The sequence below is a fragment of the Myxococcus sp. CA023 genome, from assembly GCF_010998615.1.
GTDB lineage: Bacteria > Myxococcota > Myxococcia > Myxococcales > Myxococcaceae > Myxococcus.
The window spans coordinates 1-25,588 of record NZ_JAAEAH010000011.1; the positions used below are offsets into that span (position 1 = coordinate 1).

Consider the following 25,588-nt stretch of genomic DNA (forward strand, 5'->3'; position numbering starts at 1 on the left):
ACCATCTCCCCCCAGCCCCGCCTGTCCGATTTCTTCCAGGGGATGGGGCTCCTCGCCCGGGCCTTCTCCCTCATCCTGCGCGACCGCCGGCTGTTCCTGCTGTCCGCCCTCTGTGCCGCCGTCACCGCCGCCGCCCTCGTGGGGCTCGTCTGGCTGCTGTGGCGCTACGCCCCCGGTACCCTGGAATCCGTCTGGACCCGCCCGGAGAGCTGGTACGGAAAGGCCGCCTGGACCACGGTGCTGGTGTTGTCCGGCCTGGTGCTCTGGGTCGTGGGCGCCAACGTGCTGCCACCCCTGCTGTTGGCCCCGCTCCAGGATCCGCTGTCCGAGCTCACCGAGGAAGCCTGTGGCGGCGGCCCGGGCACCCCCTTCACCCTGTCGGGTTTCATCCGGGGGCTCGTCACCGGCATCGCCCACACGCTCGCGCGGCTGTTCTTCCTCCTCGCAGGCCTGGCTGTGCTCCTGCCCCTCCACTTGATACCGGGGGTGGGCAGCGTGCTGTGGACGGTCCTCGCCAGCCTCTACACGATGACGTGGATGGCGGGTGAGTACCTGGCCGCCCCCATGACGCGTCACATGTATCCCTTCGCCGAGGTGCGCCGGATGCTGCGCGAGCGCCGGGCGCTCTGCCTGGGCCTGGGCGCGGGCATCTACGTGCTGCTCTGGGTCCCCATCCTCAACGCCTTCTTCCTCCCGGTGGCCATCGTCGCCGGCACCCTGCTCTATGGCGGGCTGCGCGAGGCCCGACTGCTGGCGCCCCCTCCTGGGGAGTCCACTACCGCTGCGTTGAAATAAACGCCCGAGCCGGGTGTCCAACCCGGGGAACCGGGAACGCAATGCCCGCCAGGGACGTTCTGCTCCACCAGCAGAGAGGCGATGCCTTGAAGCACCAGGAGCCCGTGATTAGGCTTGCCCGGCCGCTTACAGTGTTCGCCTACTCGGTATAAACGGTCGAAATCTCAAGGCTTCTCGCCACACCCGGGGTGCCGGACAGCGCGCCCCAGCTTGGATGAACCAAATGCCGCGTTTCCTCCGCCGAATCACAGCCGTTGCCGTGCTCCTCGGCGCCTGGGCCCTGGTGGGCAGTGACCGGGCTCCCTTGCCGCTGACCATGGGTGCAGCCGAGGCCGGGCAAGGCTCGTGGGACGGCAGTCTTCCTACCGTCAAAGGCGAGAAGGCCCCGCACGACCTCAACAGCCTGCGCGTCCTGACGAAGGTCATCCTCTACGTGAAGGAGAACTACGTCGACCCCAAGCGGGTGAAGCCGAAGGAGATGATGATCGCCTCGCTGGAGTACGTCGAGAAGAGCGTTCCCGACGTGCTCGTGGACGGCAACGCGGAGACGGGCAAGCTCAACGTCAACGTGAACGGCAAGCAGCGCGAGTTCGACATCGCCCACGTGGACTCGCTGTGGAAGATGTCCTTCGCGCTCAAGGACGTCTTCGACTTCCTGTCGAAGAACATGCGGCCCATCGAGGACACGCGCGACGTGGAGTACGCGGCCGTCAACGGCATGCTGTCCACGTTGGATCCGCACTCGGTGCTGCTGCGCCCGGAGCTGTACCGGGAGATGAAGCTGTCCACCAAGGGTGAGTTCGGCGGCCTGGGCTTCGTCATCCAGATGCGCGAGGGCAACCTCACCGTGGTCAAGGTGATCCCGAAGACGCCCGCGCACCGCTCCGGCATCCAGAAGGACGACCGCATCAAGAAGATTGGCGAGGAGTCCACCGTCAACATGGACCTCAACGAGGCCGTGTCGAAGCTGCGCGGCCCGGTGGACAGCCGCATCACCATCACCGTGGAGCGCGACGGCTGGGACAAGCCCCGCATCATGACGCTCTCGCGCGCCATGATTTCCATCGAGAGCGTGCAGCACAAGATGCTCTCCAACAACGTGGGCTACATCCGCCTGAAGAACTTCCAGGGCAACACCACCCGCGACCTCGAGGCGGCGCTGACGCAGCTGCGCAAGCAGGCGGACGCGAAGGGCGGCTTCAAGGGCCTGGTGCTCGACATGCGCGGCAACCCGGGCGGCCTCTTGGAGCAGGCCATCCAGGTATCCGACACGTTCCTGTCCAGCGGCACCATCGTCGCGACGGTGGGCCTGTCCGACAAGCTGCGCGAGGAGAAGCGCGCGCGCGCCACGGACGGAGAGGACAGCTACCCCATCGCCGTGCTGGTGAACGCTGGCAGCGCCTCCGCGTCCGAAATCGTCGCCGGCGCGCTGAAGAACCTCGACCGCGCGACCATCATCGGCCGTCAGACGTTCGGCAAGGGCAGCGTGCAGGTGCTGTACGACTTCCCGGATGACAGCGCGCTGAAGCTGACCATCGCCAAGTACCTGACCCCGGGCGACGTCTCCATCCAGGAGGTCGGTATCGTCCCGGACATCCAGCTGGTCCCCACCCGTGCCACCGATGAGCGCGTGGACGTGTTCGCGCCGCGCCGCTCCATGGGCGAGGCCGACCTGGACCAGCACTTCGGCAACCCGGACTCCAGCACCGTCGCCAAGAAGCGCGAGGACGTGCTCAACCGCGAGAAGCCGCTGGAGAGCCTCAAGTACCTGAAGGTGGACGAGAAGCTGGCCCAGGCCACCGCCAAGAAGGAAGAGAGCAAGGCCCCGCCGAAGACGGCCGCCAACGCCAAGAAGCACGGGGACAAGGACCCGCTGCTGGACGTGGACGTGGCCGGCATGGGTGAGGACCTGGACGACCAGCTCGACGCCGAGGCCCAGGAGGAGATCAAGGAGGACTTCGAGGTCCAGTTCGCCCGCGACTTCGTGCTGCGCGCTCCGGCCACCACGCGCAAGGAGCAGCTCAAGCAGGGCAAGGCGTTCATCGACCAGAAGCGCGCCGAGGAGGAGTCCCGCATCAACGCCGCCATCGCCGCGCTGGGCGTGGACTGGAGCGCGGGTCCCACGCCGAAGAACGTGCAGATGGCCGTATCGCTGACGCCGGGCCCGGACGCGAAGATTCTCGCGGGCGAGGTGATGGAGATGGCGCTGACCGCGGAGAACCGTGGCACCGAGCCGCTCAAGCGCGTGCGCGCCTGGACGGAGAGCGACAACGCCTTCCTGGACCGCCGCGAGTTCCTCTTCGGTGCGCTGGCGCCGGGTGAGAAGAAGACGTGGAAGGTGAAGGTGCGCCTGCCCAAGGACCTCACCAGCCGCCGCGACGACGTGACGGTGCGCTTCTTCGATGACCACGGCGCCCTGCCTGAGACGCGGGTGGCCGAGCTCAACTTCGTGGAGCTGCCCCGCCCCGCCTTCGCCTTCAACTGGCAGGTCATCGACGACTGCGCCACCTGCAACGGCGACGGCACCGTGCAGCGCGGGGAGACTGTCTCGGTGCTGCTCGACGTGACGAACGCGGGCACCGGCACGGCGCTCGACTCCTTCACGCAAATCAAGAATGGCGGCGACGCCAACATCTTCATCGAAAAGGGCCGCTTCAAACTGGGCGAGCTGAAGCCCGGTGAGACGAAGACGGCGCGCTTCCAGTTGGAGGTGAAGAAGGGCTTCAAGGGCAACACCTTCCCGCTGAAGCTGGCCATCATCGACGAGCCGCTTGAGGAGTTCGTGATGGAGAAGCTGGAGCTGCCCGTCACCGACGCCGCGGTCGCCACGATGGAGCCGAAGAAGGGCCTCGTCCGCGTGGGCGACAAGGTGGACCTGTATGGCGCCCCCGCGCAGGGCGCGCGCGCGGTGGCGAAGCTGAGCGGGACAACGGTGCTGCCCGCCGAGGCGGTCACCAAGGGCTACTACCGCGTGGAACTGGAGAAGGACCGCTTCGCCTTCGTGCGCAGCCAGGACGCGAAGGAACTGAAGACGGGCAAGGCCACCACGCCGAAGGCCACGCTGGTCACCAACCACCGCCCGCCCGACATCCGCCTGGACGTGGATCCGGCCGCTGGCGGCATGGTGGCCAACGGGGACAAGTTCACGCTCTCCGGCGTGGTGACGGACCCCCACGGGTTGCTGGACGTCTACGTGCTGGTGAACGACCAGAAGGTCTACTTCAAGGGCGTGGACCCCAAGGGCGCCGAGCCGAACACGCTGAAGTTCTCCACGGAGTTCGCGCTGAAGGAGGGCAACAACAACGTGCTGGTGGTGGCGCGCGAGGACAACGACTTCGCCAGCCGCCGCACGCTGGTCATCCGCCGCCGTCCGGCCGAGGTCGCCCAGAAAATGGCCTCGCCTGCCGGTAGCCCCGCCAACAAGCCGCAGTAGGCGCCCCGCGCCCACCTGGCGCGCCGCCTCCTTCCGGGCGGCCTTTCCAGCGGGACTCCTTGAGAGGAGACCGCGGGAGGGGCCGCCCGTTTTGTTGACGCTCCTCGCGAGCAGGCGTTACCGTCCGGCGCGGTGGGCGCCTTACCGGCCGGTCGCGCGCCCTGGAGGCGGTGACTCGAATGCGGACGTTCAGTCGGTGGGTGGCCCTCGCGGCCTGGGCGTCAGGTGCGTCCGTTGTCGCGGCGCCCAATGACCTGCAGATCGCGCGGTTCGGCAACCCCACGGGTGACAACCCAGTGGCGTCCGCTGACGCGGATTTCCAGGCCTTCGCCCGCATCATGGGCGCGGCCATCACCTCCGTGAACCTGATGCCCCCGGAGACGACGGGCCACTCGGCCTGGGCCATCAACGCGGAGCTCTCCGTGGTGTCCCTGCCCGGCAGCGTGAACATCCCCACGCAGAACGAGCAGCCCTCCACGGTGCTCATCCCCTCCTTCCACGCGCGCAAGGGCCTGCCCTTCTCGCTGGAGCTGGGTGGGCGCGTCGGCTGGGTGGAGAAGAGCAGCCAGGTGGTGGCCACCGGCGAGCTGAAGTGGGCCGCCAACGAGGGCTTCACCTACCTGCCCGACTTTGGCGTGCGCGGACACGTGACGAAGCTGTTCGGCGCCCGGGACCTGGGCCTCACCGTCATGGGCCTGGACTTCGGCGTGGGCAAGCAGTTCCCGCTGGGCGGCATGGTGACGCTGACGCCCTACGGCGGCCTGGACCTGGGCTTCGTCGGCGCGACGTCCAGCCGCATCGACTTCAACCCGGACCGCAGCTTCGATGACACGACGGGGGACGATTCGCGCGCGGCGCTGACGGATACCGCCGCGTACCGGAAGGTGTCCTTCGGCAGCAACATCAACCAGCGCGTCTACGGCGGCGTCCGCTTCATTGGCGGTGTGCTCCAGCTGGGCGCGGAGCTGTCGCTGACGCGCACGGGCAGCGTCTCCTACGAGGAGAACGGCAGCACCGTGGACCGGGGCCTGCCGGCCGTCTTCGCCTTCAACACCACGCTCGGCCTGGACTTCTGAGCGCTACGCGGCGGGGTGCAGGGCCTGACGGACCGCCCCCGGCCGGTTGGTGATGAGGTAGCTGACCCCCATCCGCTCCAGGACATGGGCGCGCTGGGGGTCGTCCACCGTCCACGCCGCCACGCTCATCCCGGCTGCGCGCCACGCGGCCACCCGCTCCGGGGTGCAGGCCTCGTGGAAGGGGTGGACCGAGTGTGACGACACGAGCGGGCTCACCCCGTAGGCCTGCAGGGCCCAGGACTTGTCCGGGTCGATGAGCAGCCCCCGGCGCAGTTCCGGTGCCGCGGCCGCCAGGCGGAAGAGACACAGCGGGTTGAAGCTGGAGATGACGACCCGGCCCGCCAGCCCGCGCCGGCGCACCAGCCGCGCCACCTGCTCCGCCAGGCCTCCGTCGTCGGCGCGCTCGCACTTGAGCTCGATGTTGACCAGGAACTGCGGCGGCAGGGCCTCCAGCACCTCTTCCAGCAGCGGGATTCGGGCGGGGGCGAAGCCCAGCGGCGAGCCGACGTCCGCCCGCTGGAGCTTCCACCACGGCGTGAGGCGAACCTCCCAAGGCAGCCGCGCGAGGCGCTCCAGGCGCTCATCGTGGCAGACGACGACCTCGCCCGAGCCACAGAGCATCGCGTCCAGTTCCACACCATCCGCGCCTTGGCGGACCGCCTCGGCGAAGGCTTCCAGGGTGTTCTCGGGGGCATCGGCGCTGGCGCCACGGTGGGCAAGCAGGAGCATGCCCTCCAGTCTGCGCGGGTGGCCGCCGCCGTGCATCAGAAGTCCAACCGGGCGTGCGGCGGTGGACGCATGGCTTGCCTCCCCCCGCCCTTTGCTGCACTGTGCTCCATCATGCTGGGCCTCGGCCTCGGAGAAATCATCGTCCTCGGCTTCATCCTGCTGGTGGTCTTCTCGGCCGCCCGCATGGGTCAGCTCGGCAATGCCGTGGGCAAGTTCGTGTACTCGTTCCGCAAGGCGTCGCGCGGCGAGGACCTGGTGGATGCGAAGCCGCTGCCTCCGGGCCGCCGCAGCACCACGGACGCCGAGTTCACGGAGCCCGAGCAGCCGCGCCGCCGCTAGGCCTCTCCCCTCCCCAGGATGTGAAGCCCATCAGTCGCGGCCGCGATGCCCGGGGATGAGTGATGCGGCCGCGAGCCCTGTTCCATTCCCTTCGGCGAGCAGCCGGGAGGCCTGCGCGCGCAGGGCGGGATGGAGGGCGGCGTTCGAGACGAGTTCCCTCAAGTCCGCCGTGTTGAGCAGCGGGACGATTTTCGCGCCCGTCTCCGGCGGCAGGTAGGGGTTGAAGACGAGCGCGCGCCGGATGGCGTGGCGCACGGACCAGCGCGGTGACTTCCAGATTTCGATGAGTGGCTCGGGCCGGGCCGGGCGGCGCGCGGCGATGCGGACCACCAACTCCTCGGTGAGCCGGGGGTTGATGAGCACGTTGCGCAGGACGGTGGGATTGCTGACGGTGGCCAGGCGGGACAAGGTGTCCGGGTCCCTCGTGAGGCGGGCCTGCTGCTTCAGGTGCCCGAGCGACTGGGAGAAGGCGTTGGCGTCCGCGCGGGCGGCGGCGTCCGGGTCCATCTCCAGCTTCGCGGGGCCCTGGGCGAACAGGTCCGCCACGGTGTCGAGCGACTGGACGTGCGCGAGCCGCCGCAGCGACTCCACATGGGGGATGTGTTCGGCCTCCTGCTCCAGCGCGGCCATGAAGTCCGACAACGCGCAGGAGGCGGGCCCCCACCCCGCGCGCGAGAGGGCGATGAGGTGGCCCACCAGCTCGTTGGAGTCGAGCGGATCTCTCCAGGCGAGCTCACGCGCGGCGGCCTTGCGACGGACCTCCGCCCCACCGCTCAAGGCATGAATGAAGCGCGCGACGGTCCGGGCATCCTCCTGCGTGGGCATGGTGGCTCACTCCGTCCGGGGGGCGGCCTCCGCCGTCTTGGAGCGCTCGGGCTCCAGTGTCAGCTCCAACCGGTAGCCCCCCGGGTCTGCGGGGTGCTCGGGGAAGATGACGACGAAGGGGGCCTTGGCGCCGGGCGCCACGGAGACGGCGGCCTCGTCGACGCGCTGGCGCAGGGCCACCGCCGCGTCGGGTGAGCCCACGCCGTAGAGCTCCTCGGGCGTGGGGACCCTGCCCGCGAGCGCATCGGCGGAGGCCACACGCTGGCTACCGTCATACAGCGCGGCGCGCACGCGGATGCGGGTGGCGGTGTCCGAATGGTTCGCCGCGTCCCCGCGGACGTAGAAGAGCGACCGGCCCTCGCGCGTCTCGTACAGCCCGTTCGTCACATCCACGACCACGAGCGGCTTCGGCGCGGGCACGAAGAGCGCGCGCAGGGAGTCCAGCGACAGGGCCGACACGTCGAGGCGGCCCTCGCGCAGGTACACCCGGCCGACCGTGCCCAGAACGGCCACCAGGGCCGCGGCCAACACGAAGTTGACGGTGAAGCCCAAGGCCTTGCGAAACCGGCTCGACGGCCGGCTCTGCGGGATGCCCACGTCCTCGGGACGCGCGGTGGGCTTGGCCACGGTGACCACGGGCTTCGACGGCAGCCCGTCCATGTCCAACACCTCGCGCTGGACGCCGCTGGGTGCCCCAACCCGGCCCAGGGTGACGCCAAAGGCCTCCGCGTCATCCACGGCGGGGGGGACATCGCCAAGCAGGGAGGCATCGGAGGCATCCGAGGTCCCGAACAGCGCGGCGCGGCCCGTGTCCGTGGGCAGCAGACCGGAATCCTCGCCGTGCCCGCCCACGTCCGAGCCAAGGTCGAACAAATCCCGGGGATTCGCGGAAGGCGGTATCGCGGCCGAGGAGTCGGCGTGGAGGTCGACGGACGCGAACGGGTCACTCCCGCCTGGAACAGGTCCGCTGCCAGACGCGGCGGAAGCGTCGGCATGGATGTCGATGGATGCAAACGGGTCGCTTCCGGCAGGCGGCGGCGCTGCCTTCCGAGTCGACGCGGCAGGTGCCCGCAGGTCAATGGCGGCGAAGGGATCGTTACTGCCCGCAGCGGCTGGCGACGACGCATGGATGTCGACCGCCGCGAACGGGGCGCTGCCCACGGACCGAGGCAGGCCGGGAGCCGCCGACGGAACCGTCGCATCGTCGATGTCGATGGACGCGAACGGGTCGTTCTCCACCGGTGGCGGCGCCCCCGATGCCATCGATGGCATCGCCGCCGCATCATCGATGTCGATGGACGCGAACGGATCGTCCCCGCCGTAAGCGGGCGGGGCAGCGGGAGGCTGAGCCGCCCTCGGGCGCATCGTCCCAAGCGCCACGGCGCCCGCGGGCGCGCCCCCCGGAGGCGGCGGCACCGCGCTTCGACGGAGCGCATTCGCAGCCGACGGCTCGGCAGGCGAAGGCGGCCCCAAGAGCTCTGAGAACGGGTCGGCCACTGGCGGCGGCGCGGCGGCGCGGCGAGCACTGGCCGGGGACACGGAGGGCCCAGCTGTCTCGGGGACGGGAGGCACCGAGCGGTCCTCCATGCCAGCGGGGCCACCCGCACCTCGGGCCCCCGCCGCTCGCGCAGGTGCGCTTCCCGGGCCAGGGGGCGCAGGCACCGCGGCGGGTGGACGCCCCGAACGCTCAGGACCTGGAACCACGAAGGCGCCCGGCGGTGGCGCGCGGCCAACCGGCGCATCGGGCGGACGCGCGGCGGGAGGCAGCGGCAGCGACGTGATTCGCGTGGGCTCCCGGAAAACGCCGTCTTCCGAGCCCAGGTCCCCGTCCATGCTGTTCCAGCTCGGCCCGGGAGGACTGGGGCGAGCAGGCATTGGCTTGCTCGCCTCGACGCCCAGCTCGAAGTAGCCCGGCTTGGTGACGTCCACCGACGTGGGGTCTGGCGCGACCCCAAATTGAGCGAAAGGGTCCACCTGCCCGTCCGTTGAGGGGGCTGGCGGCTCGCCCGGAGCGCCGGCAGCGGCCTCGCGGGTGACCCGGAACGTGTTCTGGCATTTGGTGCAGCGGACCTTGACCCCCTTCTCGGTCACCTTCTCGTCGGGGATCTTGAACCGCGTCTGGCACCGCTCACACTTGACGATCATTCAGCAGGCCCGGCTGGAAGCACGAGTATAGGACGACGGGGTAGGCACGGCGAGCCGGGTTCACGTTGCTTGCTCGCCCCCACCCCCTCTGCTACGAGAAACGCCCCTGCGAGACTCAGGCGGGGCACGTGGCTTGATGTCGAGCCCAAAAGGGGCGGAGAGACACATGAGCGAGGCTGAGCAAGCAGGCGCTCCGAGCAAGGAGCCGAAGATCATCAAGCGGTACACGAACCGGAAGCTCTACGACACCGTGGAGAGCCGATACGTCACCCTTGATGAGATCGCAGCGATGATCAAGGAGGGCACCGAGGTACGGATTGTCGACAATCGTACCAAGGAGGACCTGACCTCCGTCACCCTCGCTCAGATCATCTTCGAAGAGGAGAAGAAGAAGAACCAGATGCCGCTGTCGGTGCTGCGGGAAATCATCCGCCACCCCGGCGAGTCCATCTCCGGGTTCATCCAGAAGGAGGTCTCCCCGCGAGTCGCCTCCATCCGCGAGGAGGCCGAGTCCCGTCTCGACAAGCTCCTGCGCCGGGATGAGAACGCCCCCCGGGCAGAGGGAGAGCCCGAGGCCCCCGTCGCCACCGCCGAGGAAACCACCGCCGCGGACACCGCTGCCGCCGCGGGGCTCAGCCCGGCCGACCTGCTCAAGGCCAGCCAGCGCGCCTTCGAGGAGTGGCAGCGCCGAATCGACGAGCGCGTGAAGCACGTCGTGGAGAACCTCACCGGCAACCTGCCCGCGCTCGGCCGCGACATGGCTTCGCTCACCCAGCGCCTCGAGGAGCTGGAGAAGAAGCTGGAGCAGGCCGAGCAGCAGAAGGGCCCGCCGAAGCAGGAGTAGCCGCGCGGCTTCAGTCCTTCTGTGAGGCCCGCCTCCGCTTGGGGGCGGGCTCTCCGTGCAACTCCGCGGCGATGGCGGCCAGCATCTGCGCGCCCCGGCTGCGCGGCGCGTACTCCCAGATGGTCTGCCCGTGGCTCTGGGCCTCGTCGACCTTCACGTCGTAGCCCAGTGGCGTGGCCGCCAGCGCGTCCGGGAAGTAGGCCTTCAGGCGCTCCAGAATCGCCGTGGCCAGCGCCGTCTTCCGGTACAGCGTGGGCACCACCTTCGTGACGCGGAGGTCCGGCCGCCCTTCCGCCTCGCCCACCTGGCGCACGGTGTCCGCCACCTCCGCGCAGCCATCCAGCGCCAGGTACGTCAGTGCCACCGGCACCACCACCTCGGTGGCGGCCACCAGGATGTTACGCGTGGTGGTCCCCATGGAGGGTGGCGCGTCGAAGACGATGGCGTCGTAGCCCGCCGCTTCCGCCGCGCGCAGGCGGTCCGCCAGCCGGTGGGCCCGGCGTTCATCCGCGGCCACCACGACGGGAAAGTCCGCCATCTCCTTGTAGGCAGGCAGCACGTCCAGGCCATCGAGGGCCGAGCGCTGGACGACGTCCTCGAAGCGCACCGACGTGTCCGTCAGCAGGTGAAACACGTTGCGAGGCAAGGTGCGCACGTCCACGCCCAGGGCTTTGCCCGCGTGGCCCTGCGTGTCCAGGTCCACCAGCAGCACCCGCAGGCCGCGCTCCTTGGCCAGCCAAGCGGCGGTATTCACCGCCAGGGTCGTCTTGCAGGTCCCGCCCTTCTCATTGATGAACGCGATGCGCCTCATGCCTGGGCACTCCTCATCCACCGAGAAGGTGGCGGCTTCCGACGTGCGGACTACTTCTTCGGGGACTTCGCCGCCAGCAGCGTGTCGACCTTGCCCTCGACGGACGAGAGCAGACGCTCCAAGTCGTCCACCTTCGAACGAAGCTGCTCCAGGTCCGCGGTGGACGGCAGGTTCGCGGCGGACAGGGCCGTGCGCAGCGCGCTGTCCAGGGTGCCCTTCGCCGCCAGGGAGCGCGACACCAGCGTCTGCACCGCCGCCACGAACTTCTCGTTCGAGAGCAGTTGCTGCGCCAGCTTGCCGATGCGCTCCTCGCCCGTTTCCACGAGCTTCTTCATCACCGGGTTGTTCTTGAGCATGAAAACGCGCGTCCTCGCGAGCAAAGCCCTACCGGGCCATCTGGAAGTCTTGAAGAAAACGCCGCACTCTGCGAGGGGGCAACGCGACGTGTCAAGCAGAGCAACAAGCCGAGGCCAAACGCGTTGACTCCTGTGAACACGATTCCTACGGTTCGCCGCTCTCAACCTATGGCCGGACTACTCGACAAGCGCCTGTGGATCGTCTCCGGCAAGGGCGGAGTCGGCAAAAGCACCGTTGCAGCGGCCCTGGCCCTGCGTTCGGCGCGCGCGGGCAAGCGCACACTGGTGTGCGAAGTGAACACCCAGGAGCGCGTCAGCCGCTTCCTGGAGCGCCCCGAGGCCGGGCCCGAAGTGGCCCAACTGGAGCAGAACCTCTGGGCCGTCAACGTGCGGCCCCAGGAGGCCATGCGCGAGTACGGCCTCATGGTCCTCCGCTTCGAGACCCTCTACAAGACGGTCTTCGAGAACCGGCTGGTGCGCCAGTTCCTCCGCTTCATCCCGTCCCTGCAGGAGCTGGTGCTGCTGGGAAAAATCATGTTCCACCTGCAGGAGAAGCTCCCGGACGGGCGCTGGCGGTTCGACACCGTCATCATGGACGCGCCGGCCACGGGCCACGCCATCTCCTTCCTCAGCGTGCCGCAGGTGCTGATTCAGACGGTGCCGCCGGGGCCCATGGCCCGCGAGGCCCAGAAGATGCGCGACCTCCTCGTGGACCCGGCGGTGACGGCCGCCGTGCTGGTGGCGCTCCCCGAGGAGATGCCGGTGAACGAGGCGCTGGAGCTACACGCGGCGCTGCGGGACAAGGTGAGCCTGCGCACGCATGCGGCGGTGCTCAACCAAGCCTTTCCGGAGCGCTTCACCGAAGCGGACCTGGAGGCCCTGGGGGGCCATCCGGAGCTGCTCGCCGTGGCCCAGGCGCACCACGACCGCGCGGCACAGGCGGTGCTCGCCGGGACGAAGCTGGAGCGCAACCTGCACGCGCCCGTCTACCCCGTCCCCCGGCTCTTCACGCCCGAGTTCGGGCGCAAGGCGATTGAACAGGTCATGGAGCACCTCGAACCTCTCGTGACGGGGGCGGCGTGAGCACGACGGCCCTGTCGCCCGCGCTGGCGGGCAAGCGCGTCCTCATCTGCGTGGGCTCCGGCGGCGTGGGCAAGACGACGGCGGCGGCCGCATTGGCCCTGCGCGCGTCGGTGGATGGGCGCTCCAGCCTGGTGTGCACCATCGACCCGGCGCGGCGGCTGGCCAACTCGCTGGGCCTCACGGCGCTGGGCAACGCGGAGACGCGCGTCCCCGCCACCGCGCTGGAGCCACTGGGCGTCCAGCCCCGCGCGTCGCTGTACGCGATGATGCTGGACATGAAGCAGACGTGGGACGATCTCATCACCCGCGTCGCTCCGCCCGAGCAGCGCGAGCGCATCCTGTCCAACCGCTTCTACCAGTCGCTCTCCACGGCCCTGGCGGGCAGCCAGGAATACATCTCCATGGAGAAGCTGTGGGAGCTGCGCCGCAGCAGCAACTACGAGCTCATCGTCCTGGACACGCCGCCCACCGCGCACGCGCTGGACTTCCTGGATGCGCCCAACCGCGTGCTGGACTTCCTGGACAACGACGCGGCGAAGTGGCTCCTCACCCCGGCGCTCAAGGCCGGCAAGCTGGGGATGTCCCTGTTCAACCGCGGCGGCTATGTCATGCGGGGCCTGGCCAAGTTCACCGGCACGGAGATGCTCCAGGAGCTCTCCAACTTCATGCTCGCCATCTCCTCGCTCAACGAGGGCTTTCGCGAGCGCGCCCGGGGCGTGCGCCAGCTGCTGGAGGACCGGAACACCGGCTTCGTGCTGGTGACGAGCCCCCACCCCGAGCGAATGGACGAAGCCATCCACTTCCACAAGATGCTCAAGCAGCACCGCATGGAGGTGGTGTCGCTGGTGGTCAACCGCGTGCACCCCATGCCCACTGAGGCACTGTGGGCGGACGCGGCCACGCTGACGCCCAGCCGCCGCGCCAAGGTGGAAGAGACGCTGCGCGAGCAGCAAATCCTGGCCGAGCAGGACCGCACCGGCATCAACCAGCTCCAGGCCGCCTGTCCGGGTGTCCCCATCGTCCAGGTGCCCCGCTTCGCGATGGATGTGCACGATATCTCCGCCCTGTGGCGTACCGGACGCTACCTGGTGGGCGACGAGACACTCGGCTGACCACGGCCTGGGGCCCACACGCTTCGGGCCCACCGCCGCGTTTCCCTGTTTCGCACGGTGCTTGTGCGAAACCGCCACACTTCTTCAGTCCAGCCGTCCGCGGGAAGCAGGCGGCCGAGGAAGCGCGCACAGGTCGCGCGCATTAAGCTGGCGGACCCGATGACGGTGGTGGGAACCCCGCGGTGCCCGGTGCTGTCCGGGAGGGGGAGCCGGTCCAGGAGGATGATGTGGTGAACGGGAGAGCGCTGAAGCAGAAGCATGTCAGCCGGTGGTGGTGGATGGCCGCGCTGGGCGTCGTCGTGTCCGGGTGCCGGACGACGGGCTCCGCCGCGCGGGAGGAGCCGCAGGCGAAGGTGCCCAAGCAGGAGCTCCACTTCGACGCGGTGACGGTGACGGCGGACCTGGAGCTGGACAAGCTCAACGACGAGGAGCTCTTCGCGGGCGGCACGTCGGCCTTCGCCGCGAACGACTTCCAGCAGGCGGCGCGCTACTTCGGCCGGCTCGTGGACTTCTTCCCCGACAGCCGCCACCGTCGCGCGGCGCTCTACAACGCGGGCCTTGCCCACCAGCGCCTCAAGGAGTGGGAGGAAGCCGGCCACCGCTTCTCCGAGCTGTCGGACCCGACCAGGGGCCAGGGGGACGCGTTGGACGCGGCCTTCCGCGTGGCGGAGGTGGACTACCACCTGGAGCGCTACGAACAGGCCTCGAAGCTGCTGGGCATCATCGCCGCGCGCGAGGACCTCCCCCTCAATCGCCGCCTCGAAGCGCAGGTGCAGCAGGGCATCTGTCAGTTGGAGAGCGGCTCGCCGGAAACCGCCGAGGTCACCCTGCGCAAGGCGCTCTCCACCTATGACGCCCTTGAGGACAAGGGCGAGGTGGACGACTACTTCCCCGCCCAGGCCCACTTCTTCATCGGCGAGCTGTACCGGCTCCACTATGACGGCGTGAAGCTGGACCCGGCGAAGGGCGCGGACAAGCTCGCCCAGGACCTCAACTACAAAGCCGAGCTGCTCCTGTCCGCGCAGGGCCACTACCTGCGCTCCATCCGCGTGGGCAACGGCTACTGGGCCACCGCCGCGGGTACGCAGATTGGTTCGCTGTACGAGAACCTCTACGAGCACATGGTGAACTCGCCCGCCCCCGCTGAGCTGGATGCCAGCGAGGCGGAAATCTACCGGCAGGAACTCAGGAAGAAGATTCGGGTGCTGCTCACCAAGTCCATCAACATCTACGAGCGCACGCTGGAGACGGCCGAGCGCATCGGCTCGCAGAGCACCTTCGTGGACCGCACGCGTGAGAGCCTGGCCAAGGTGAAGGCCCTGCTGCTGGCGGACGCGGAGGGCGAGCCCGCGTCGGCGGCGCCTTCCTCCGAGAGAGAGCCGCATACCTGAGCGCGGCAGTAACGCCCCTGGCTGGGCAGGCCGGGGCGCACGGCGTAGCCTGGGGCTTCCATGGAGCCCCTCTTCACGCCCGAGCAACTGGCGGAGATTCACGCCTTCCACCAGCCCTATTACATCCGGGCCGCGGTGGGGCCTTTCGCCAACTTGGCCCTGATGCTGCTCATGTTGGGCGTACTCGTCCAACCGCTCCACCGTCTGGCCGTGGCGGCCGCTGCGGGCCTGGAGCGGCGGCTCGGCTTCCTCCGGACGGCGCCGGTCAGCCGCGCCTTCTTCCACGCCATGGACCGGCTGTGGGGCGAGCCCGGCTGGGGCGCGGCGGTGCTCTTCGCCCTCTTCACGGACCTGTTCGTGTCGCTCGTCTACCTGCCGGTGGACGTCTGGTTCAGCTACACGCTGGAGCACCGGCACGGCATGTCCACGCAGACGCCCGCCACCTTCGCCTATGACATGGTCAAGGCCCAACTGCTGGCGGCCTTCGCCATCTCCGCGCTCGTCATCGGCATGTTCGGCCTGGCGCGCAAGCTGCGCCACTGGTGGCTGGTGCTGGGCGTGCCCGTGGCCCTGCTGCTCCTCGTCTCCGGAACGCTGGACCCGTACCGCAGCCGACTCTTCTTCAACCAGAAGCCGCTGCCCGAGGGGCCCCTGCGCACCCGAATCGTGGACCTCATGGGACAGGCGGACATCACCTTCGCCGACGTCCTCGTGGAGGAGACCTCCGTCTCCTCGCGCCGGCTGCAGGCCTACTTCGCCGGGCAGGGCCCCACGCGCACCATCGTCCTCAACGACATCATCCTCAAGGAACTCTCCGAGGACGAAGTGCTGGCCGCAGTGGCCCACGAAGCAGGCCATGTGAATGAGTCGAAGTGGCCCGCCCGCATCGCCTCATCGCTGATGCTGGTGGCCCTGCTCTTCGCGCTCGACCGCCTCTTGCGCCTGTCCGCGTCGCGGGGCTGGTTCGGCGCCACCCACTTCGCGGACATCCGCAACCTGCCCCTCATCTCCCTGCTCTTCTTCCTCCTCGTGCTGACGGCCAAGCCCATCTCGGGTGCCTTCTCCCGGGAACGTGAGCGTGAAGCGGACCGCTATGCCCTGCGGCTCACGGGTGACGTGGACGCCTTTCGGCACATGCTGGTGAAGGCCGCACGCGTCAACAAGATGGACCCCGAGCCCCCCCGCTGGGTCGTCCTCAAGGGCATGAGCCATCCGCCCATCGGCGAACGGATTGCGTCGCTTCCCACGCCCTGAAACAGCGGTCGACAGGTGGGCTCCCCCCTCCCCTTCCGGCCACGCCTCTTCCCCGAGCCCACCCGCCGACTGCCTCCACCCGGCGACTCCCCGCCAGCCGGGTGGCCCCACTCCCCCCGACTCCGGCACTACGGCACTACGGCACTACGGCACTACGGCACTACGGCTGCGAGTCCTCCTTCAGCTTCTCCACCGCCACCAAGGTGATGGCCTTCACCAGCGCCCGCGCCCGGCGGCCGCCCGCCGTCTCTCCATGCGGGTCCGCCTCCACCGCGTTCGCCAGGTCGGTGAAGCCCTGGCGCTCTCCCTTGCGGAGGTAGAGCTCACCCCGGTTGGCCAGCGCCACCGGGTTGTCGGGCTCACGCTCCAGCGCGACGCTGTACTCGGCGATGGCGTCTTCCAGCTTGCCCAGCTTCTGGTACACGGTGCCCAGCGCCGCCCGCGCCGCCGCGTCCTTCGGGTTTCCCTCCACCAGGCCTTCGAAGAGGATGCGGGCTTCCTCCAGACGTCCCGCCGCCGCCAGGTCACAACCCACCTGGGCAATGGCCTTCGCTTCCTCGAAGGTCATCCCCTCCACTTCGGCCCACGTCGCCTCTCCCCGGGCGAACGCCTTCAAGCCCTGCACCGCGCCGCGCTGCATCCGCATGGCCACCGCTCCCTCGTGTTTGATGATGCGTCCCATGACGGCTCAGGCGCTCCGCAGGTTGGAGATGGCCGTCTTCGCCATCTCGTGGAACTTCGAAGACATGTTGCTCATCAGGTCGAACATCGCCTTGCGCTTCTCCACCAGCCGCTGAAGGCGCAGCTCCAGCTCCTGCATGCTGCTCTCCAGCTTCGCGCCGGCCTTCCGGTCCGACTCACCGTTGCCCAACGAGGCCCGCTGCTCGCGCACGTTCGCCATCTGCTCCATCACGTCGAGAATCTCCTCGTCCGTGTCGCTGGAGATGGACATCAAGATGGCTTGAATCTTGTCCTCGATGCTCATGTTGGGGTTGTCGACGATGCTCCGCACATTCGACGAAGCGCCGCCCACCGGCCGGCTTCCGCCAGAGCCACTCGCGGGCTGCGTTCCGGATGACGCCTGCGCCGTGTCTGCCTGTCGCAGCGCGGCCGTGACATCCGGCCGGCCCACGATGCCATCCCGCGGCCCCACGCCCGCGGCCATCTCCAGCCGGTCGTAGTAGGCGGGGTGGTCCTTGAAGAACTGCGCGGCGCGCTTCAGCGTCGACGATGCGGCCGGGCTGTTCAGGATGGCGTCCAGATTGTCGCGCGTGAGCACGTTGTCCCGGGCCCCCACCGCGGTATCGAAGGTGTCCCAGTTCGCGTTCAGCACGCGCAATGCGTCGTGGTACTCGTGAAAGTCCGGGTCCAGCGGGCTCGCCGTCGAGGTCGGCGGACTGCCCGGCACAGGCGCGGAGCCACCGCCGCCGGACGTGCCACCCGTCCCCGGCGCCGTCGTGCCACCACCGCCGGGCGTGCATCCCGTCCCGGGAGGCGTCGTGCCACCGCTTCCAGGGCGCACGGGCCGGCCATACCGCGCGAACTCCGCATCCACCGCCGTGAGTTCGCGCTGCAGGTCCTTCACCGAGAAGGTGTCGAGGTTGTACAGCGGAGAGAAGACGCCAATCCTCGCCAGCGGCCCCTGACGGTCGAGCCGCTCGAAGAGGGCCGTGTTGTCCACCATGAAGCGGGCCGCGTCCCGCAACTGAGGTGACAGGCTGGAGTCCGTGGAGATGCGCTGCAGGTCCTTCTTCGACAGCGAGCCGCTCTTCTTTCCATCCAGCAGGTCCAACTGCTGGAAGTTCGCCTCCAGCACCTTCAGTGCGTCTGAGTAGTCGAGCATCTTCGGATCCAACGGGCTGCTGCCCGGATTCAGGATGGGCGACGAGGACGCGGAGGGCGCGTAGCCGCTGCCAGCCTTCGAGCTGCCCGAGGAGGACGCGTGGTACTCCGTCTTCGCGGGCGGGTTCTTCGACAGCTCCTGCGCCACGCCCATGGCGCCACTGGCCGCCAGCATGACGTTGCCCGTCGCGGCCCCCGCCGCGGCCTTGATGGAGTTGGTGATGAGCGGCGGCAATCCCAGCGCGTTGCCCGCGAAATCCACCGCGGTGGACATGGGGCCAGCCAGCAGGTTGGCCGCACCTTTGAGGAAGTCGAGCATGAACCCTCTCGCGCGACGGGGTTGAAGTGGACGCCGCGCAGTCGTCCTTCGGACGGGACCGCTGGATTGCAGCGGCGGTGCCGTCCGTGGGCGTGGGAGGCACCCAGCGAATTCCGGCGGTTAGCACGCACCGAAGCAGGGGCACGTCCCCAGGCGCGGACGGAGCGGTCCACGACGAAGGATTGCGGTTAAGTTCCGCGGCATGCGCACCATGGGCCTGGACCTGGGCACCAAAACCATTGGAGTGGCCGTCTCGGACGGCCTGGGCCTCACGGCTCAAGGCGTCACCACCGTTCGCCGCACGTCGCTCAAGGCGGACCTCGCGGCGCTGGCCACCGTCGCGAGCGAACACGAGGTGACCCACGTCGTGCTGGGCCTGCCGCTCAACATGGACGGCAGCGAGGGCCCGCGCGCCGAGGCGTCCCGGAAGTTCGCGGACACCCTGGCCCAGTCGCTGGGGGTGACGGTGGAACTATGGGACGAGCGGCTGTCGACCGTGGCCGCCACACGGACCCTGCTTGAGGCGGACGTCAGCCGGGCCCGTCGCCGGGAGGTCATCGACCAGGTGGCCGCGCAGTTCATCCTCCAGGGATGGCTGGACGCCCACCGGCCGCCTGTTACCGACTACCACCCCGACGACTACGACTCGGAGCCCTGAGGGGGCTTGAGGGCCCCTCCAGGCACCCGCGCTACGGCTGACGCCGATACACGTGCAACGGCGCGGTGAAGCCATCCAGCTTCTGGTAGGCCACGCCGTCCAGCACCAGCGAGCGCTCCTCCAGCTTCACGCCCGCGTCATTCGCCAGTGCTCCACCGTCGAAGCGGACCAGCACCTCCGGACGGGCCTCCTGCATGCGCTGGCGGAAGGTGTCCCAGCGCACGCGCGCCAGCCGCTCCTCGGGAAGACCGGAGAAGAAGGCCAGCTGCAGGTCCATGTAGTCCGGGTCGATGTCGAGCGCGGCGGCCCCACCCTTGGCGGCGACCTCCGCCTTCAGGAACTTCGCCACCTGCATCAGCGCCACGGGATTCGTGGACGTGGGGCTGATGGGGCGCATCGTGGTCTGCAGCGGCCCGTCGGCACGGAACGTATAGACGCCCATCGCCACCGGCACGGCCACGGCGACCAGCACCGTCACGCCCGCCAGGGCCTTGCGCAGCACGGGCCCTCCACGCGTTGCCACCAGCCCGGCGAAGCCGAAGGCCACGAAGACGGGGACCAGCGCGACCTGCGTCACCGTGAAGCGGCCCAGCGGAACGAAGGTCAGCAGCACCGCCGCCCGGAAGGTGAAGTAGGCAGCGGGAAGCACCGCCGCGGCCACCAGCCAGCGCGTGTCCGGACGCGAGCGCCACGCGCGAACCATGCCCGCCATGCCCAGCAACGCGACGAGAGGCGACAGCGTGAGCAAGGCGATGCCGGGCCAGAACCCCAGCTGCTGCAGCCGCCAGAGCACGTTCGAGCCCGAGCCCAGGGACGACTTCACCCAGTTGCGGTGGAAGTCCTCCACCGCCGCCACCGGGAAGAACGGGTTGCCGTGCATCAGCTCATTTCCCTGCATCCACAACAGGGGGAACGGCAGGCACACCAGGCCGAAGCCCACGGCCCGGGTCAGCGACACCACCTTGTCCTGGCTGCTGAAGCACAACGCCACCGTAAGCAGCGGGATGTACATCCACGCGTCGTAGCGAAGCGCGCACGCCAGGTTGAGCATCAACGCCGCCTGGAACAGGGGCAGGAAGCGGTTGTCGTCTACGCCTTCCGCGTACAGCGCGAAGGTGGCCAGCATGAAGAAGAGGGACACCGCCTCGCTGCTGGCCGTGGTGGAGAACTGCATGTGCATGCCCCACGCCGCGAAGGACAGGCCAGCCACCACGCCCGCGCGCCAGCCGAAGAGCCGGCGCGTCAGCGCGAACAGCGGCACCACCGACAGCACGCCGAACAGCAGGCTCACCACACGGCCCGCGACCTCCCGGTCGAACACCGACAGCGCCGCGCCCACCAGGTACATGTGCAACGGACCGAACTGGTAGGCCCCGTCCCCATAGGCGGTGATGATGTGCGGCGCCCGCAACCAGCGCTCCGCCAGCTCCGTGCGCACCACCGCGTCACCGAAGAGGTTTTCGTTGACGAAGAACACGCCCAGCCGCGGCACCAGCGCCGCCACCAGCAACAGCCCGACGAGCAGCCAGGTGCCTGGCTCGTGCTGAGGGGCAGGCACCGCCGACAGGCCAGGTGCGTGGGGAGGCGAAACGGAGAGGGGGGCGGGGGCGGTGGCCATGACGCGCGGCAGGATACGCAGGCACGGCCCAAAGCCAAGCCAACGCCCATTGTTCCCTTGCTCGGGGAGCGCGGCCGATTTCACGGTGCGCGAACCTGCTCCCCTTCCGATATCCAGGGGGCTGCAATCATTTCAGGGTGCGCCGGGGCCAAGGGGCTGCCGGACTCCAGCGTCACCCGCGTGCGGCGGACCACCTCCAGCCGCCGGGCGCCCTGCGTCCCCAGTTCGGCGCGCGACGTGTAGCTGACCTCCAGCCGCTCGGGAAATGGGCGGCTCAGGTCGAAACGCAGCTCGCCCTCGGCCCTGGGGGTTGGAGGGCCGTCCGCGCCCTGGGACAGAAGGAGGAAGCGCACCCGGCCGCGGGCTCCATCCAGCTCCACCAACTCGTATCTGACAACGGCCAGCCCTCCCTCCATGGCTCGCGCCACGACCCAGCGCGCTCCTGCTCCCACGGGCTCTTCTGGAAACCGCGGGGTGACGAGCCAGTCCGAGGACAGCGCCGCCCGCACCAGGGTGCTCAATGCCGCGGAAGCCCCTTGCCCCAGTTGCATCCATGCCTGAACCGGCGTCCCCCGGTCGGAGAGCACCACGGCGCCATCCCGGCCACTCACCGCGCCCAGTTCCTCCGCCAACCGCCACGCGGGCTCCATCCCCTCATCGTCCACGGCGCGGACCTCGGGACGCCCCACCCGCACCTGGTAACGCGCCTGTCCCCGTCCCGCCCCCGCCTGCCATTCCACGTAGAGCGGCACCGCGACCTCGGGGCCGTACTCCGTTCGCAGCTCGCTGCTGGCCCCCGCGCCCAGCACCGTCTCAACCTCAGGTGACACCGACACCACCAGGCCCTGGCCCCACCCTGGCCGCTGCGCCAGCCGCAGCGCGCGGCGTGGTGCGCGCCCCGCATCGAGCAGCGCCGTCGCCACCACGTCTCCCTCCGCATGAGGGACTGTTGCTTGGACCCATGCGCCAAGAAGACAGGTTGCAACGAGCAGGACAGGCACCAGGAGACTCCGAGGAAGGACAGGCGCCGCGCCCCGTTGCATACGCCATGCTCAGAGGCCCTCCCTCCCGTGCACGCCCTTGCACCGTCCAGAATGGGAGACGCTGCAAGTGAAGCAGAGGCTGCACCGGGCCGGACACGGATGAACCGTGTCGCGTTTCATTCAGTGGAGGGCGCGCCAACGGCGAGCCCCCTTCCTGCACGCCCTGATGTCTCATCCGGTATGCCTGGTTGCGGCGAGCCCTTGGACTGCGGGCCCCTTTCCCGCGCGCCCGATAGGTACCCGACGCCCATCCCGCATGGCCGCTCGCCTGCTTTCATGCATGCGACGCCAGCCTCGTCCGTGAAGGCTCCGCGCCGACATGTCGAGTGAAAGGGCACGCTGCCCCACAACCCACACGAGCATTGCTGCTGCCGGGCGCCGAGGAAATAACCGTTCAGGCGTTCACTACCCCTCGTGCAGCCGGTGTGCGCCTACCCCCGTGGGCGAGGGCCCTTATAATCAAGATGCCTTTTCACCCCGTGGAGGGGGTGCGCCTCCGGGCGTTCCACCCCTGACACGAGCGTAACGCGCGGTCCCACTCCGCGGCGGGGTCCCGAAGGGGCAGCAGGGCTGTCGTGCCTGGGACCTCGTCGGGGTGGGTATGGAATGGCAGTCATGCCCTCCAGGTTGACCATTTTGGCCCCCCTGTCGGCGCGGCTTTCCGCGTCCCCGGGTGGCTCCGAGGGAGAGACATGAAGGACGCTGAGAAGGGTTCGTGGGTCTCCAGAATCGCCGCGTTGCAGGACGTGAAGACCTACGCGGAGCTCAACTGGGAAGGCTCGTTCGAGGAGTACCTCGAAATCGTCCGGCAGAACCCCAAGGTCACCCGCACCGCCTTCCAGAGGATCTACGACATGATCCTCAGCCACGGAAAGACGGAGTACATCGACAACAAGAAGAAGCTCATCCGCTACCACTTCTTCAGTGACGAGAAGTTCGGCGGCCGTGACGCCATCTTCGGGCTCGATGTCCCGCTCATGAAGCTGGTCAACGTCTTCAAGTCCGCCGCCCAGGGCTACGGCACCGAGAAGCGCGTCATCCTCCTCCACGGCCCCGTGGGCTCGTCCAAGTCCACCATCGCGCGCCTGCTGAAGAAGGGCACCGAGGACTACTCCAAGACGCCGGAGGGCGCCGCGTACACCTTCTCCTGGCTCACCGACAAGAAGAGCGCGGACGGCGCCCCGGTGAAGGAGAAGATGAAGTGCCCGATGAACGAGGAGCCGCTCAACCTCATCCCCCGGGAGTGGCGTTCCAATATCTACGCCGAGCTGTCTCCGCCCGAGTCCGGCTACACCATTCCGGATGGCTCCGAGCTGTGCCCCGCCTGCCGCTTCGTCTTCAAGGAACTGATGACGCAGTACCAGGGCGACTTCGCCAAGGCCATGGGCCACATCCGCGTCAACCGGCTCGTCTTCAGCGAGAAGGACCGCGTGGGCATCGGCACCTTCCAGCCCAAGGACGAGAAGAACCAGGACTCCACCGAGCTCACCGGTGACATCAACTACCGGAAGATCGCCGAGTACGGCTCCGACTCCGACCCGCGCGCCTTCAACTTCGACGGCGAGTTCAACATCGCCAACCGCGGCATCATCGAGTTCGTCGAGGTGCTGAAGCTGGACGTCGCGTTCCTCTACGACCTGCTCGGCGCGTCGCAGGAGCACAAAATCAAGCCGAAGAAGTTCCCGCAGACGGACATCGACGAGGTCATCCTCGGCCACACCAACGAGCCCGAGTACAAGAAGCTCGAGAACAACGAGTTCATGGAGGCCCTGAGAGACCGCACGGTGAAGATTGACGTCCCGTACATCACCAAGCTGTCCGAAGAGGTGAAGATCTACGAGAAGGACTTCAACTCCCGCGCCATCAAGGGCAAGCACATCGCTCCGCACACGCTGGAGATGGCCGCCATGTGGGCCGTGCTCACGCGCCTGGAAGAGCCCAAGAAGCACAACCTGTCGCTGCTCCAGAAGCTCAAGCTCTACAACGGAAAGACGCTCCCGAACTTCACCGAGGACAACATCAAGGAGCTGCGCAAGGAGAGCAACCGCGAGGGCCTGGAAGGCATCTCCCCGCGCTACATCCAGGACAAGATCTCCAACGCCCTGGTGAGCGACAAGGGCGAGGGCTGCATCAACCCCTTCATGGTTCTCAACGAGCTGGAGGCCGGCCTCAAGACGCACTCCCTCATCAGCAACGAGGACACGCGCAAGGGGATGAAGGAGCTGCTCACGTCCGTGAAGCAGGAGTACGAGGACATCGTCAAGAACGAGGTCCAGCGCGCCATCTCCGCGGACGAGGACGCCATCGCCAAGCTGTGCGGCAACTACATCGACAACATCAAGGCCTACACCCAGAAGGAGAAGGTCAAGAACAAGTACACCGGCCTCTACGAGGAGCCCGATGAGCGGCTGATGCGGTCCATCGAGGAGAAGATCGACATCCCCGATACCCGCAAGGACGACTTCCGCCGCGAAATCATGAACTACATCGGCGCGCTCGCGGTGGAGGGGAAGACCTTCAACTACCGGACCAACGAGCGGCTCCACAAGTCGCTGGAGCTGAAGCTGTTCGAGGACCAGAAGGACAGCATCAAGCTCAAGAACCTGGTGTCCTCCGTCGTCGACAAGGAGACGCAGGAGAAGATCGACCTGGTGAAGGACCGGATGATGAAGAACTACGGCTACTGCGAGATCTGCTCCACGGACGTGCTGAACTTCGTGGCCAGCATCTTCGCCCGCGGCGACGCGAAGGAGTAACACCAGAGAGGGGCGAGCCGTCGTGACCTTGAAGATCCACCAGGACCACTCCCGCTTCAAACAGATCGTCCGGGGGAAGATCAAAGCCAACCTGCGCAAGTACGTGCAGAAGGGCGAGATGATTGGGAAGAAGGGGAAGGACGCCATCTCCATCCCCATCCCCTTCATCGACATCCCCCGCTTCAAGTACGGCCACAAGGAACAGGGTGGCGTCGGACAGGGTGACGGCGAGGTCGGCCAGCAGCTCGGCCCCGGGGCGGTGGAGCCCGGGGAAGGCAAGCAGGCCGGCCAGGGCGAAGGCGACCACGCCATGGAGGTGGACGTCACGCTCGACGAGCTCGCCCAGATTCTGGGCGAGGAGCTGCAGCTGCCCAACATCGAGCGGCGGCAGAACGAGCGCATCATCACCCAGAAGATCCGCTACACCGGCGTCAACACCACCGGCCCGGAGTCGCTGCGGCACTTCAAGCGGACCTTCAAGCAGGCCCTGCGGCGGCAGATTGCCGCTGGCACGTATGACCCGGCGCGGCCCGTCATCATCCCCACGCGCGAGGACCGCCGCTACCGCAGCTACAAGCTCCAGGACCTGCCCGAAACGAACGCGGTCATCATCTACATGATGGACGTATCCGGCTCCATGGGTGACGAGCAGAAGGAGATCGTCCGCATCGAGAGCTTCTGGCTCGATACGTGGCTGCGCCACCAATACAAGGGCCTGGAGGCGCGCTACATCATCCACGACGCGGTGGCACGCGAGGTGGACCGCGACACGTTCTTCCACACCCGCGAGTCCGGCGGGACGATGATCTCCAGCGCGTACAAGCTCTGCCGGGACATCATCCTGGCGGACTACCCGAAGAGCGCGTGGAACATCTACCCGTTCCACTTCAGCGACGGGGACAACTGGAGCGCGGACGACACGCGGCAGTGCATTGAAATGCTGCGCAACGACGTGCTGCCCAACGTCAACCAGTTCGCCTACGGCCAGGTGGAGTCACCCTACGGCAGCGGCCAGTTCATCAAGGATTTGCGCGAGGCGGTGGGGGACACGCCCAACGTCGCGCTGAGCGAAATCGCGGACAAGGACGCCATCTACGCGTCCATCAAGGACTTCCTCGGCAAGGGCCGCTGACTTCAGCGGTCCTTTCCCACCGGAGCG

Annotated in this window: 21 protein-coding genes; 12 read left to right on the forward strand and 9 right to left on the reverse strand. The window is 68.3% G+C overall.

Annotated features, from left to right (window positions below):
• The 3 genes from F8M74_RS06710 to F8M74_RS06720 all read left to right on the forward strand — a co-directional run.
• Nucleotides 1-795: EI24 domain-containing protein (locus tag F8M74_RS06710; RefSeq protein WP_228565859.1), on the forward strand; the 795-nt coding region annotated here is incomplete at its 5' end.
• 214 nt (nucleotides 796-1,009) lie between these two features.
• Entirely contained in the window at nucleotides 1,010-4,228 is a 3,219-nt protein-coding gene (locus tag F8M74_RS06715; RefSeq protein WP_141258288.1) for an MXAN_5808 family serine peptidase, read from the forward strand.
• Between the two features lie 179 nt (nucleotides 4,229-4,407).
• A complete protein-coding gene (locus F8M74_RS06720; protein WP_163884345.1) occupies nucleotides 4,408-5,304 on the forward strand; it encodes a hypothetical protein in 897 nt (298 codons plus the stop codon).
• A 3-nt stretch (nucleotides 5,305-5,307) separates the two neighbouring features.
• Here F8M74_RS06720 and F8M74_RS06725 read toward each other — a convergent pair whose 3' ends face one another.
• Nucleotides 5,308-6,033, reverse strand: a complete 726-nt coding sequence (locus F8M74_RS06725) for a glycerophosphodiester phosphodiesterase (protein WP_011555761.1) — start codon at nucleotides 6,031-6,033, stop codon at nucleotides 5,308-5,310.
• A 69-nt stretch (nucleotides 6,034-6,102) separates the two neighbouring features.
• On the opposite strand from F8M74_RS06725, the gene F8M74_RS06730 reads away from it, so the two are divergent.
• Nucleotides 6,103-6,372: a twin-arginine translocase TatA/TatE family subunit gene (locus F8M74_RS06730; RefSeq protein WP_011555762.1), complete on the forward strand. Its 270-nt coding sequence runs from the start codon at nucleotides 6,103-6,105 to the stop codon at nucleotides 6,370-6,372.
• 30 nt (nucleotides 6,373-6,402) lie between these two features.
• Here F8M74_RS06730 and F8M74_RS06735 read toward each other — a convergent pair whose 3' ends face one another.
• Together F8M74_RS06735 and F8M74_RS06740 are read right to left on the reverse strand one after the other, a co-directional pair.
• A complete protein-coding gene (locus F8M74_RS06735) occupies nucleotides 6,403-7,197 on the reverse strand; it encodes a hypothetical protein (RefSeq protein WP_141258286.1) in 795 nt (264 codons plus the stop codon).
• A gap of 6 nt (nucleotides 7,198-7,203) precedes the next feature.
• Nucleotides 7,204-9,342 (reverse strand): zinc-ribbon domain-containing protein, encoded by a 2,139-nt coding sequence (locus F8M74_RS06740; RefSeq protein ID WP_141258285.1) that lies wholly within the window; start codon nucleotides 9,340-9,342, stop codon nucleotides 7,204-7,206.
• A gap of 166 nt (nucleotides 9,343-9,508) precedes the next feature.
• Between F8M74_RS06740 and F8M74_RS06745 the strand changes: the two genes are divergently transcribed.
• Nucleotides 9,509-10,186, forward strand: a complete 678-nt coding sequence (locus F8M74_RS06745; protein ID WP_141258284.1) for a polyhydroxyalkanoate synthesis regulator DNA-binding domain-containing protein — start codon at nucleotides 9,509-9,511, stop codon at nucleotides 10,184-10,186.
• A 10-nt stretch (nucleotides 10,187-10,196) separates the two neighbouring features.
• Here F8M74_RS06745 and F8M74_RS06750 read toward each other — a convergent pair whose 3' ends face one another.
• Nucleotides 10,197-10,997, reverse strand: a complete 801-nt coding sequence (locus F8M74_RS06750; RefSeq protein WP_141258283.1) for a ParA family protein — start codon at nucleotides 10,995-10,997, stop codon at nucleotides 10,197-10,199.
• Between the two features lie 50 nt (nucleotides 10,998-11,047).
• On the reverse strand, nucleotides 11,048-11,353 hold the full coding sequence (locus F8M74_RS06755) for a hypothetical protein (protein ID WP_020478456.1): 306 nt from the start codon (nucleotides 11,351-11,353) through the stop codon (nucleotides 11,048-11,050).
• Nucleotides 11,354-11,521: 168 nt separating this feature from the next.
• Here F8M74_RS06755 and F8M74_RS06760 point away from each other — a divergent pair, with 168 nt between their 5' ends.
• From F8M74_RS06760 to F8M74_RS06775, 4 genes are all read left to right on the forward strand, one after another.
• Entirely contained in the window at nucleotides 11,522-12,436 is a 915-nt protein-coding gene (locus F8M74_RS06760; protein WP_090490363.1) for an ArsA family ATPase, read from the forward strand.
• Entirely contained in the window at nucleotides 12,433-13,548 is a 1,116-nt protein-coding gene (locus F8M74_RS06765) for an ArsA-related P-loop ATPase (protein ID WP_141258282.1), read from the forward strand. Before F8M74_RS06760 ends, F8M74_RS06765 begins: the two co-directional genes overlap by 4 nt.
• Before the next feature lie 278 nt (nucleotides 13,549-13,826).
• Nucleotides 13,827-14,939: a tetratricopeptide repeat protein gene (locus F8M74_RS06770; RefSeq protein ID WP_171410527.1), complete on the forward strand. Its 1,113-nt coding sequence runs from the start codon at nucleotides 13,827-13,829 to the stop codon at nucleotides 14,937-14,939.
• A 60-nt stretch (nucleotides 14,940-14,999) separates the two neighbouring features.
• Complete coding sequence (locus tag F8M74_RS06775) at nucleotides 15,000-16,193, forward strand: M48 family metalloprotease (protein WP_141258280.1); 1,194 nt, start codon at nucleotides 15,000-15,002, stop codon at nucleotides 16,191-16,193.
• 160 nt (nucleotides 16,194-16,353) lie between these two features.
• Here F8M74_RS06775 and F8M74_RS06780 read toward each other — a convergent pair whose 3' ends face one another.
• Together F8M74_RS06780 and F8M74_RS06785 are read right to left on the reverse strand one after the other, a co-directional pair.
• Complete coding sequence (locus F8M74_RS06780) at nucleotides 16,354-16,875, reverse strand: tetratricopeptide repeat protein (protein WP_141259090.1); 522 nt, start codon at nucleotides 16,873-16,875, stop codon at nucleotides 16,354-16,356.
• A 6-nt stretch (nucleotides 16,876-16,881) separates the two neighbouring features.
• Nucleotides 16,882-18,354, reverse strand: coding sequence for a hypothetical protein (locus F8M74_RS06785; RefSeq protein ID WP_141259091.1), 1,473 nt, complete (start codon nucleotides 18,352-18,354; stop codon nucleotides 16,882-16,884).
• A gap of 202 nt (nucleotides 18,355-18,556) precedes the next feature.
• On the opposite strand from F8M74_RS06785, the gene ruvX reads away from it, so the two are divergent.
• A complete protein-coding gene (gene ruvX / locus F8M74_RS06790) occupies nucleotides 18,557-19,012 on the forward strand; it encodes a Holliday junction resolvase RuvX (protein WP_141259092.1) in 456 nt (151 codons plus the stop codon).
• Between the two features lie 31 nt (nucleotides 19,013-19,043).
• On the opposite strand, the gene F8M74_RS06795 is transcribed toward ruvX, so the two are convergent.
• Nucleotides 19,044-20,714, reverse strand: a complete 1,671-nt coding sequence (locus F8M74_RS06795; RefSeq protein WP_141607858.1) for a glycosyltransferase family 39 protein — start codon at nucleotides 20,712-20,714, stop codon at nucleotides 19,044-19,046.
• Complete coding sequence (locus F8M74_RS06800; protein WP_228565781.1) at nucleotides 20,711-21,556, reverse strand: hypothetical protein; 846 nt, start codon at nucleotides 21,554-21,556, stop codon at nucleotides 20,711-20,713. Before F8M74_RS06800 ends, F8M74_RS06795 begins: the two co-directional genes overlap by 4 nt.
• An 809-nt stretch (nucleotides 21,557-22,365) precedes the next feature.
• Between F8M74_RS06800 and F8M74_RS06805 the strand changes: the two genes are divergently transcribed.
• Entirely contained in the window at nucleotides 22,366-24,429 is a 2,064-nt protein-coding gene (locus F8M74_RS06805; RefSeq protein ID WP_141258866.1) for a PrkA family serine protein kinase, read from the forward strand.
• A 22-nt stretch (nucleotides 24,430-24,451) separates the two neighbouring features.
• Nucleotides 24,452-25,561 carry a DUF444 family protein gene (locus F8M74_RS06810; protein ID WP_090490373.1) on the forward strand — a complete coding sequence of 370 codons (1,110 nt, stop codon included), beginning with the start codon at nucleotides 24,452-24,454 and terminating at the stop codon, nucleotides 25,559-25,561.
• Nucleotides 25,562-25,588: the final 27 nt, after the last annotated feature.